At 30.1% G+C, this 8,721-nt stretch carries 8 protein-coding genes; 3 read left to right on the plus strand and 5 right to left on the minus strand.

The window, feature by feature from the left end; all coding sequences use genetic code 11:
- Positions 1 to 3 precede the first annotated feature (3 nt).
- The 4 genes from recO to gdhA all read right to left on the minus strand — a co-directional run bounded on the left by recO (position 4) and on the right by gdhA (position 5,714).
- Positions 4 to 723, minus strand: coding sequence for a DNA repair protein RecO (gene recO, locus P8K68_RS01885; RefSeq protein ID WP_300247631.1), 720 nt, complete (start codon positions 721 to 723; stop codon positions 4 to 6).
- Positions 723 to 3,062: a two-component regulator propeller domain-containing protein gene (locus tag P8K68_RS01890; RefSeq protein WP_300247632.1), complete on the minus strand. Its 2,340-nt coding sequence runs from the start codon at positions 3,060 to 3,062 to the stop codon at positions 723 to 725. Before P8K68_RS01890 ends, recO begins: the two co-directional genes overlap by 1 nt.
- A gap of 148 nt (positions 3,063 to 3,210) precedes the next feature.
- Complete coding sequence (locus P8K68_RS01895) at positions 3,211 to 4,248, minus strand: acyltransferase (RefSeq protein ID WP_300247634.1); 1,038 nt, start codon at positions 4,246 to 4,248, stop codon at positions 3,211 to 3,213.
- A gap of 122 nt (positions 4,249 to 4,370) precedes the next feature.
- Positions 4,371 to 5,714 (minus strand): NADP-specific glutamate dehydrogenase, encoded by a 1,344-nt coding sequence (gene gdhA / locus P8K68_RS01900; RefSeq protein ID WP_300247636.1) that lies wholly within the window; start codon positions 5,712 to 5,714, stop codon positions 4,371 to 4,373.
- A gap of 201 nt (positions 5,715 to 5,915) precedes the next feature.
- Here gdhA and P8K68_RS01905 point away from each other — a divergent pair, with 201 nt between their 5' ends.
- Positions 5,916 to 6,719 carry a glutamate dehydrogenase gene (locus P8K68_RS01905; RefSeq protein ID WP_300247638.1) on the plus strand — a complete coding sequence of 268 codons (804 nt, stop codon included), beginning with the start codon at positions 5,916 to 5,918 and terminating at the stop codon, positions 6,717 to 6,719.
- Positions 6,720 to 6,932: 213 nt separating this feature from the next.
- The gene (locus P8K68_RS01910) at positions 6,933 to 7,652 is read left to right on the plus strand and encodes a DUF3298 and DUF4163 domain-containing protein (protein WP_300247640.1); all 720 of its coding nucleotides are present in this window, start codon (positions 6,933 to 6,935) and stop codon (positions 7,650 to 7,652) included.
- Here the strand turns inward: P8K68_RS01910 and P8K68_RS01915 are convergent.
- The gene (locus P8K68_RS01915; protein WP_300247642.1) at positions 7,632 to 8,096 is read right to left on the minus strand and encodes a DinB family protein; all 465 of its coding nucleotides are present in this window, start codon (positions 8,094 to 8,096) and stop codon (positions 7,632 to 7,634) included. The genes P8K68_RS01910 and P8K68_RS01915 overlap by 21 nt on opposite strands.
- A gap of 107 nt (positions 8,097 to 8,203) precedes the next feature.
- On the opposite strand from P8K68_RS01915, the gene P8K68_RS01920 reads away from it, so the two are divergent.
- Positions 8,204 to 8,554: an ArsC/Spx/MgsR family protein gene (locus tag P8K68_RS01920; protein ID WP_300247644.1), complete on the plus strand. Its 351-nt coding sequence runs from the start codon at positions 8,204 to 8,206 to the stop codon at positions 8,552 to 8,554.
- The last annotated feature ends 167 nt before the right edge of the window (positions 8,555 to 8,721 follow it).

Below are 8,721 nucleotides of genomic sequence, written 5' to 3' on the forward strand. Positions count from 1 at the left end.
GTTTTAGCTAAAAACTTGATTAAATACCTTTAAAGATTTAGGAGTCTTAAAACTACCCAAATGTAATTCAAAATAAAGCAAAATCATACTTAAAAAAGACTGTCTTTGTTTTGCATTAATTTTTATACTTTTTAAGGCATCAAATGTTGTGCCTAATAGGGTTTTTAGTAATATTAAATTTTCTCTAGAAACAGTATATTTATTACTTTCTTTAATTTCAAACTTGCCTTCGTATAAATTAAAAAAAGGAAAATCTATCTGGCTTGTATCTGGATAAAAGCCTAAGTATTTTGTTAGCTTTAAAAGAAATAACAAGTGAAAATTAGCATATTCAGATTGTGTATCAAGCCATAAAAGCGTGTTTTCTAAATAACTATAAAGGGTTTCATTCTGTTCTTCTTCTTTCAATGTATTTGATAACACTTCAGATAAAAACATAACTATAGCGCCCTTTAAAACATTAGAATGTAAGCTGGAATAGATGTGATTTAACTTTGTCTCTTTAATACTTTGTAGAGACCTGTTATTTTTATGAGTAAGTACAATTTGCAATTGTGATAATAATTGAAAATACGCTATTTTGGAGGTTCCCCTTTTGCTTTTTAAAACACCCCTTAACAAAAAACTAACTATACCCATTTCTTGAGTATAACATTTTATAATTAAATCGTTGTCTTTATATTTTAATTTTGAAAGGACAATGGCGTTTGTTGTTATAAGCATTATCTAACTACCATTATTTTTAAAACTTTAGTTTCAAAAGTATCCAAATCTGAAAGCATCACTAAATACACACCTGATGCGACTATATTGTTTGCTAGATTTTTACCATTCCAATAGGCCGTCCCTCCATCAATTTCTAGGTTAAAACCTTGGTATCTTTGATTTACTCTAGATTGAGCTTCGGCAACTAAATTACCTTCAATATCTGTAATTTTAATATTTATGTTTTCTGATAGTTCTTTGATTTTTACTTTTTCATCGGTAATATTAAAATTAGGTCTTACAGGGTTTGGATAGGCATAAGCTTTTGATAAATCATCAAAAGGTGCAGAGCCTCCAGAATTGAAGGATAATAAACCTTTGCTTGTTGCAATGTAAACGACACCATTTATATCATCTAATGACACATCATTTATACTATTTGAAGGTAAAGGTGAATTATCAGTAGTGAAATGAAATATGGTTTTTTGCCCGTCTGAAGACAGATAAAACAATCCAGAATCAGAGGTTCCAATCCATTTATTATTTGATCCATCTACCTCAATATCTGTTATGTACTGCTCAAACAACAACTCTTTAGCAATTCCATCTTCTTCAATAATAATTTCATCAACTGTTATATTTTCTTCTGTAAAAAAATTAGATGTATTGAATAGTACTCTTAACCCTCTTATGGTACCAATCCATAATTGATTTCGTTTATCTAAAGCGATAGCCGTTACAAACGCGGTTGGCATATTTTGTGCTTCAGAGCCTATGTTTTCTATTTGTGGGTTACCACCATTTTCGTTAAATCCAATTAAACCAAAACTTGAAGAACCTACAAATTTTGTACCCGAACTATCATCTATTTCAATATTACTAAATCCTAAATGGCTTATAGGGTCTGATATGATTTCAAAAAAACCGAAGGACGTCCATGTTCCGTTCTGATATCTATTTAAAGGACTCCCAACTCTTCCATTCATTACCCACAGCGTGCCATCTGAATCATAAGTGCTATTTGCTGTTAGATTAATATCCGAAGCAAATGGCACTATGGTACTATTATCTTCATCAAATAGTCCTGTAACTTCGTTATCATTAACCTCAATAAGTCCTTCATAATAAGAGCTAATAAAAACTTGATCTGCTTGTATTGGATTAATAGCAATATGAGATAAATACCATGGTCTGGCTATTTTATTACTTATTGAATCGTAAGGAATATTAACCCAATCATCATTTTTTAAATGACTAATTCCTGTTAAACGCCTATCTCCTCCAATGAAGTTATAAAAGAAGTCGTAACCGCCAGAAACACCCCATAAATTATTATTATAATATTCAATTGAAAATAAGTCATTTCTCAAAGGCCCGCCTGGACGAATTTCCTCGAATGAGGTAGGGTCATTAATTAATGCTTTTAAGACCCCAAAATCCTTGGTGCCTACAAATACCGTTTCGCCATCTGAGTAAGTAGAATTAAATTGTGTATTAAAGGGCGTAGTAACTGATAATTGGGTAATTAAATTAAAGTTTGCATCATAAATAAAAACACTACTTATTGTAGTAACTAAAAGGTTATTGTTAATTGATTTTATTTCAACTGGTACATCATCATATCTAAATAACTGGTTAAAAACATCATTTACAACTTCATAAACTATCCTATTTGTTCTTATTGCATATAATTTATCTTCATGAACTTGCACTCCTATGAGATTGCCAGTAGTAACGACTTGCCAATTATTGAAATCTATTAAATCAGGGCTTGTAACCTCAGCTTTTCTCAATCCGTTCCCTTCTAAACAAGAAGCGTATATAAATCCATTAAAAACTGTTGTTTGTGTCACAGGTATTTGTGTCCCGCCATTTCCAATAAAATAGGTGTCTCGAAATTCCAAGCGTTCTAAATCATAAACTGAAATCCCATAATTTGTTGATATATATATACTATTTTGATAAGGATTTATATGATTAATTTTTTTGTCTGTTGAGGATATAGTTGGTTTATCAATAATATCTACAATGGTTAAAATTTCGGTATCGTTATCAAAAACAATTTCAATAAGTCCATTTTCGTAACCAATAACTAGTAACTCATAAAATTCACTGTAATAAATTGTTGAAATATTTTCTCCAGACAACCCATTTACAGTAGTTAGCTCTGTTAATTCGTTAGTTTGAGAATTTATACTAAATATAGCGTTATTTGATGCTGCATATATTTTATCGTTTCCTTGAACAACTTCTTTTATATCATAATATGAAAAATGGCCTTTCCATAGTGTTGAAAAATCCTGACCGAATGAGAATAATGTAAAAAAACAAAAGAGTACAATTACTAATCTTTTCAAAATACGTTTTATTTAAGTTCAAATATATTTATATCTAACGGGTTTCATCTTAAAATAATACTTTTAAAATACTTTATAATTCAAATGAATAAATTTTTGATGAATAAAAGCAAGTTAAACCTAATGCTGTTTATTGTCAAACAATTATTTATTCTCCTAATAACAACTTTCTTTGCCGCTCTTTTCTGCTTTCAGACAAATAAGCTAATTCAAGAAAATGCCATGAAAGAGCTGATATAACAACAATGATTACTATCAAAATAGCAGCTATTAGTAAAGGATTATAACTCTTGAAAAACCCTAAATGAACAAAAACCTGAATTAAGGGAAAGTGATAAATATATATCCCGTAAGTTAAATCTCCGTACTTGCCAAAGTGATTTAGAAATTTGAAATTATACGCAAAATAAAAAACCATAAAACCATATACTGCTGGTTTAAAAATCTGCGTATTAAATGCATATTGCTCTAAAACAAATAAGAGTAAACATGGTAAAATTATATGATGCTTCCATTTTATAAAAAAATCAAAATGTCTATAAAGAATAATTCCAGTAGTAAAAAAAGCTAAAGCACCAGGTAATTGTTTTGCTATTCTATACATATCTGCAGAAACAAAGTAATTATAATAAACTATAGATAGCAAATAAACAACGATACTTAAAATATGAATATTAGATTTTTTCGACTTGGTTATGAGGTAAAATAAAGGAAGTAATAGATAAAAAGCTTCTTCAATTTTTATAGTCCAAAGCGCACCATTAACTGCACATAGCAAATTATCCTGAAACACCCCAGGCAAACAAGGTTGTAAATAGTTTTGAAATGTTAAATTAGCTAATAAGTATGTCCAAAACTGACTATTTAAAAAATAAGTGCTAATGGATTGTGTTGAAATAAAACAAAAAAAGAAAGCGCAAAAAAGTATCACAAAAAAATAAGCAGGAACTATTCTTTTTACTCTTTTTAAAATATAATCTTTTAAACTTTTACTGTGTTCATAGCTTTTTGCTATTAAAAATCCGCTTATTACAAAAAAACCATCAATAGCTAAACGTGTATTGAAAAACCTTTTATAAGGTTGAAATATTTCAACTTCGCTTAATTCTATTAAATGAGCTAATGCAACAGTTGCTGCAAAAACGACTCTTAAGAAGTCGAAGTTATTTATATTTATTTTATTCAAAAACTTATATTTAAATTCCAAATATATTTAGAACAAATGAGTTTTACTTGAAAATATTATTTTAAAACAAAAAAGCTTCCTGAAAATTAGAAAGCTTTTGGTATTTATTGAATGAAACCGCTTTAAACAACTCCTTGCGCTAACATAGCATCAGCTACTTTTACAAAGCCTGCAATATTTGCTCCTCTAACATAGTCAACATAACCATCATCGTCTTTACCATACTCTAAACAAGATTTATGAATATCAGACATGATATCTTTCAGCTTATTATCAACCTCTTCTCTAGACCATTTAAACCTCAAAGAGTTTTGAGTCATTTCTAAACCAGATGTAGCAACACCTCCTGCATTAGATGCTTTTCCTGGAGCAAATAATATTTTAGCTTTATGGAAAGCAGCAATAGCCTCTTTAGTAGAAGGCATATTAGCGCCTTCACTTACACAAATACAGCCATTATCTAAAAGTACATTTGCATCCTCCTCATGAAGTTCATTTTGAGTAGCACAGGGCAAAGCCACATCACACTTAATTTCCCAAGGTGTTTTTCCCTTTACGTATTGTGCGTTTTTATATTTTTCTAAATATTCACTTATTCTGCCTCGCTTTACATTTTTAATTTCCATAACGTAAGCTAACTTTTCTTCATTAATTCCATCAGCGTCATAAATATAGCCTGATGAATCTGAGAGTGTTAAAACCTTTCCTCCTAATTGAATTACTTTTTCTGCAGCATATTGTGCAACATTACCAGAACCAGAAATAATTACATCTTTACCTTTAATGATATCATTTTTTGTTTCAAGCATTTTTTGAGCAAAATACACGGTACCATACCCAGTAGCTTCTGGTCTAATTAGCGACCCCCCCCAAGACATGCCTTTTCCTGTTAACACTCCTGTAAACTCATTTCTTAGTTTTTTATACTTCCCAAATAAGAAACCAATTTCTCTAGTACCTACACCTATATCTCCGGCAGGAACATCTGTATTTGGACCTATATATCTAAATAATTCACTCATAAAAGCATGGCAAAAACGCATAATTTCATTATCCGACTTCCCTTTTGGATCAAAATCACTTCCGCCTTTTCCGCCACCCATAGGTAGTGTCGTTAAAGAATTTTTAAAGACCTGCTCAAAAGCTAAAAACTTTAAAATACTGGCATTTACAGTAGGATGAAAACGCAAACCGCCTTTATACGGACCAATTGCAGAATTCATCTGAACTCTATACCCTCTATTTACTTGTATTTCACCATCATCATCAACCCAAGAGACTCTAAAAGAAATTAATCGTTCTGGTTCAACCATTCTTAGCAGAATATTTTTACCGTAATATATATCGTTTTTAACTATGTAAGGAATTACAGTTTCTGCAACTTCCTCTACCGCTTGTAAAAACTCTGGTTCATGGCCATTTCTCTCTTTTACAAGCTCTAAAAATGCTTCAATAGTTTGTTTCATATTTACAATTATTGCATCGTTATTTGTTAAATAAGTAATTTATAGGCGCAAAGATACGTTATCTTCAAAATAAATTGTATTTTTTTTTGAATTTCGCAATAACTATTTTGATTGGTGGTTACGCGTTTTTTTAATATTTGTTTGCTTTACTAGTTTTTATATATTTGCTTTTAATAATGCCCTCAAAAAAATAAATCTTTTATGCTTAACTTGAAACATTTAGCTTCTATTTTTTGCTTGTTTCTTATAGTTCAATCTTCAAGTGCACAACTAGGGTTTTCTCATGAAATAGGAGCAATTGCTGGTCCAGTTCAATTTAGATCTGATTTTGGTAGTCGTGATGATTCAAAAACAAATTTTGGTAATTCTGGATATGGAATAGGTATTGTTCATTATTTGAACTTCTCATATAGAGCTGATTGTAATTGCTATACTCCAGATACTTTTTTTAATGACCATTTTAAATTAAGGAATGAAATTTCTTATAATAAAACCAACTTAGAACATTTAGGTCAATGGGTTAGTCCAGATAGAACTTCCGAGGAAGCAAATCAATTAAGAGCCCATAAAGGTGTTGCAAAAAACTTAGATATTGGAACGCAGCTAGAGTTTTTCCCTTTAAGTATTCGGGATTTTCAAGGATTTGCCTATAGTTTTGCGCCTTTTGTTAGTTTAGGGGTTCATTACACATCGTTTACTCCAGAAGTGAGTACAACTTACGCTAACCCTAATTCTAGCGCTGTTGGCGATACAACAGATCCTAGCAACTTTTACTCTTTTTGGGATCCGGGTTCTGTAGATGCATCACGTGGTAGTACTTGGTCTGTTGTTTCTAGTGTTGGCGTTAGATATAAACTGACTAAAACTTCTGACTTTATGTTAGATTTAAGATGGCAATATTTCTTTAATGACCGTGTTGATGGTTTAGACCACCAATTAAGTTATAATAAAAATGATGACTGGTTAGTGTGGTTAAACTTTGGATATATTTATTATCTCGATTAAAATTGCCTAAAAGCTTTATAAATAGGCTAACAAATCATTTTTATCTACAATACGTTTAATTAAAGCATCTACAACTTCTCGTTTTTCTTTAGGTATACTAACCTGTATATAACAACTTTATATTTAATATTATCAAATTTCACACAAATACAACATTAAATTCGGTGTATTCAAATGCTATAATTATCTTTAAAACAGATTATATTACTACATATGACTCATAATAAATATCTTTTATCCCTCTGTTGCTTTTTAGTACTATTCAATTGTAAAAAAGAACAGGATACTAGTTTTTCGGATATTAACATGACTATAGAAAATAATTCTATTGTTGCAATAAACATTCCAGAAGCAGGAGGTAATAATATGGTTGCAAGTCAAATAAATTCTGATATTCAAAAAACAATAATTTCAGCCTTACATATCGGAAATCCTGATGAAATCACTTCATCTTCTGTAGAAGAAAGCATTACTTTGTTTAATGCTGAATCTGAAAAATTTAAAACTGATTTTCCAGAATTAGCGAACTCTTGGGAAGCTCAAATTGATGGCGAAGTGATGTATCAATCTCCAGAACTAATAAGTATCGCTATAACCTCTTACACAAATACTGGAGGTGCTCATGGTAGTTTAAATATTTCTTTTTTAAATTTCAATTCTGAAACTGGAGAACGCATTCAAAATAGGCAACTTTTTAATAACCTTGAAGCTTTTAAAATAGTAGCTGAACGCTTTTTTAAAAGGGCCGTTAAAGACAAAAGCCTGCTTCTAGACAACAAATTATTTGAACTACCTAAAAATATAGGATATAGTGAAGATGGCCTTATTTTACTTTACAACACTTATGAAATTGCACCCTACTCAACGGGCATTATTGAGTTTTCAATTCCGTTTAAAGATATTCGGTCTTATTTAATTTTTAATAGCCTTTAAAAGCGCTAAAACGTAACCGTAATGTAACCCTTCATGAATCGCTATAAACTGTAAAGCCTCATCTATATTACTTAAGGTATTTCCTGTTGTTGAAACCGTGTAGGCATTATAATTTTGAAAAATACCATCGTAATAATTTTCTTTAGTTTTTTCTACAGTCGATACTAGCAACCCTTTAATTTCATCTACTCCAGCTTGATTTAAATTCCCTTGAGGCTTAGTGTCTTTTCTATATGTAGTAATCAAATCTTCAGAAATTGCAGTTTCCAATCCAGATAATTTATAGGCTAATAATTGCTCAGTAACAAGAACATGTCCAATATTCCAAATAATATTATTATTAAATCCTTTAGGTATCTTGTTTAAATCCTCTAGTGCATTATTTTCTATTATTTTTTTAAATATTCCTCTTGTGTTATTTAAAACCTGAAATGTAAAATCCATTTTAATTATTTTTTTTGATAAATGTAATATTTATTCTGTGACTGGTTTTAATATCTTCCTAAAATTCTTTAGATTCCCTTTTTTAGTAAAAGAAAAAGTAATTAATTATGAAAAAAGTATATTATTTAAAAACCTGTAGCACCTGTTCTCGAATATTAAAAGAACTGAATTTATCTTCTGAATTTGTTTTACAAGACATCAAATCTGAATCCATTACAGTAAAACAAGTTGAAGCTATGAAAGCACTAGCAGGAAGCTACGAAGCCCTGTTTAGTAAACGCTCTAAACTATACAAGGAAATGGATTTAAAAAATCAAGACTTAACTGAGCGTGATTACAAACACTATATCTTAGAACACTATACTTTTTTAAGCAGACCCGTAATTATAATTGATGATGAAATTTTTGTTGGAAATTCTAAAAAAGTTGTTGAAGCTGCAAAGGCTAGGCTAAACTAAAACAAATTAATAGAACATATTAAAAACAAAAAGAGGCTGTCTAAAAAGGCAGTCTCTTTTTTATTGTTTTAGATTTTAAAAAAAGTATTGGTTTTCGTATCTTAAAGGTATGAAAAGCAACATCGTTTGGAAGACGAATAGTCAGTCTCAATTAAGTCTTCTCCCAC

It is taken from the genome of Algibacter sp., assembly GCF_029245835.1.
Classification (GTDB): domain Bacteria; phylum Bacteroidota; class Bacteroidia; order Flavobacteriales; family Flavobacteriaceae; genus Algibacter_B.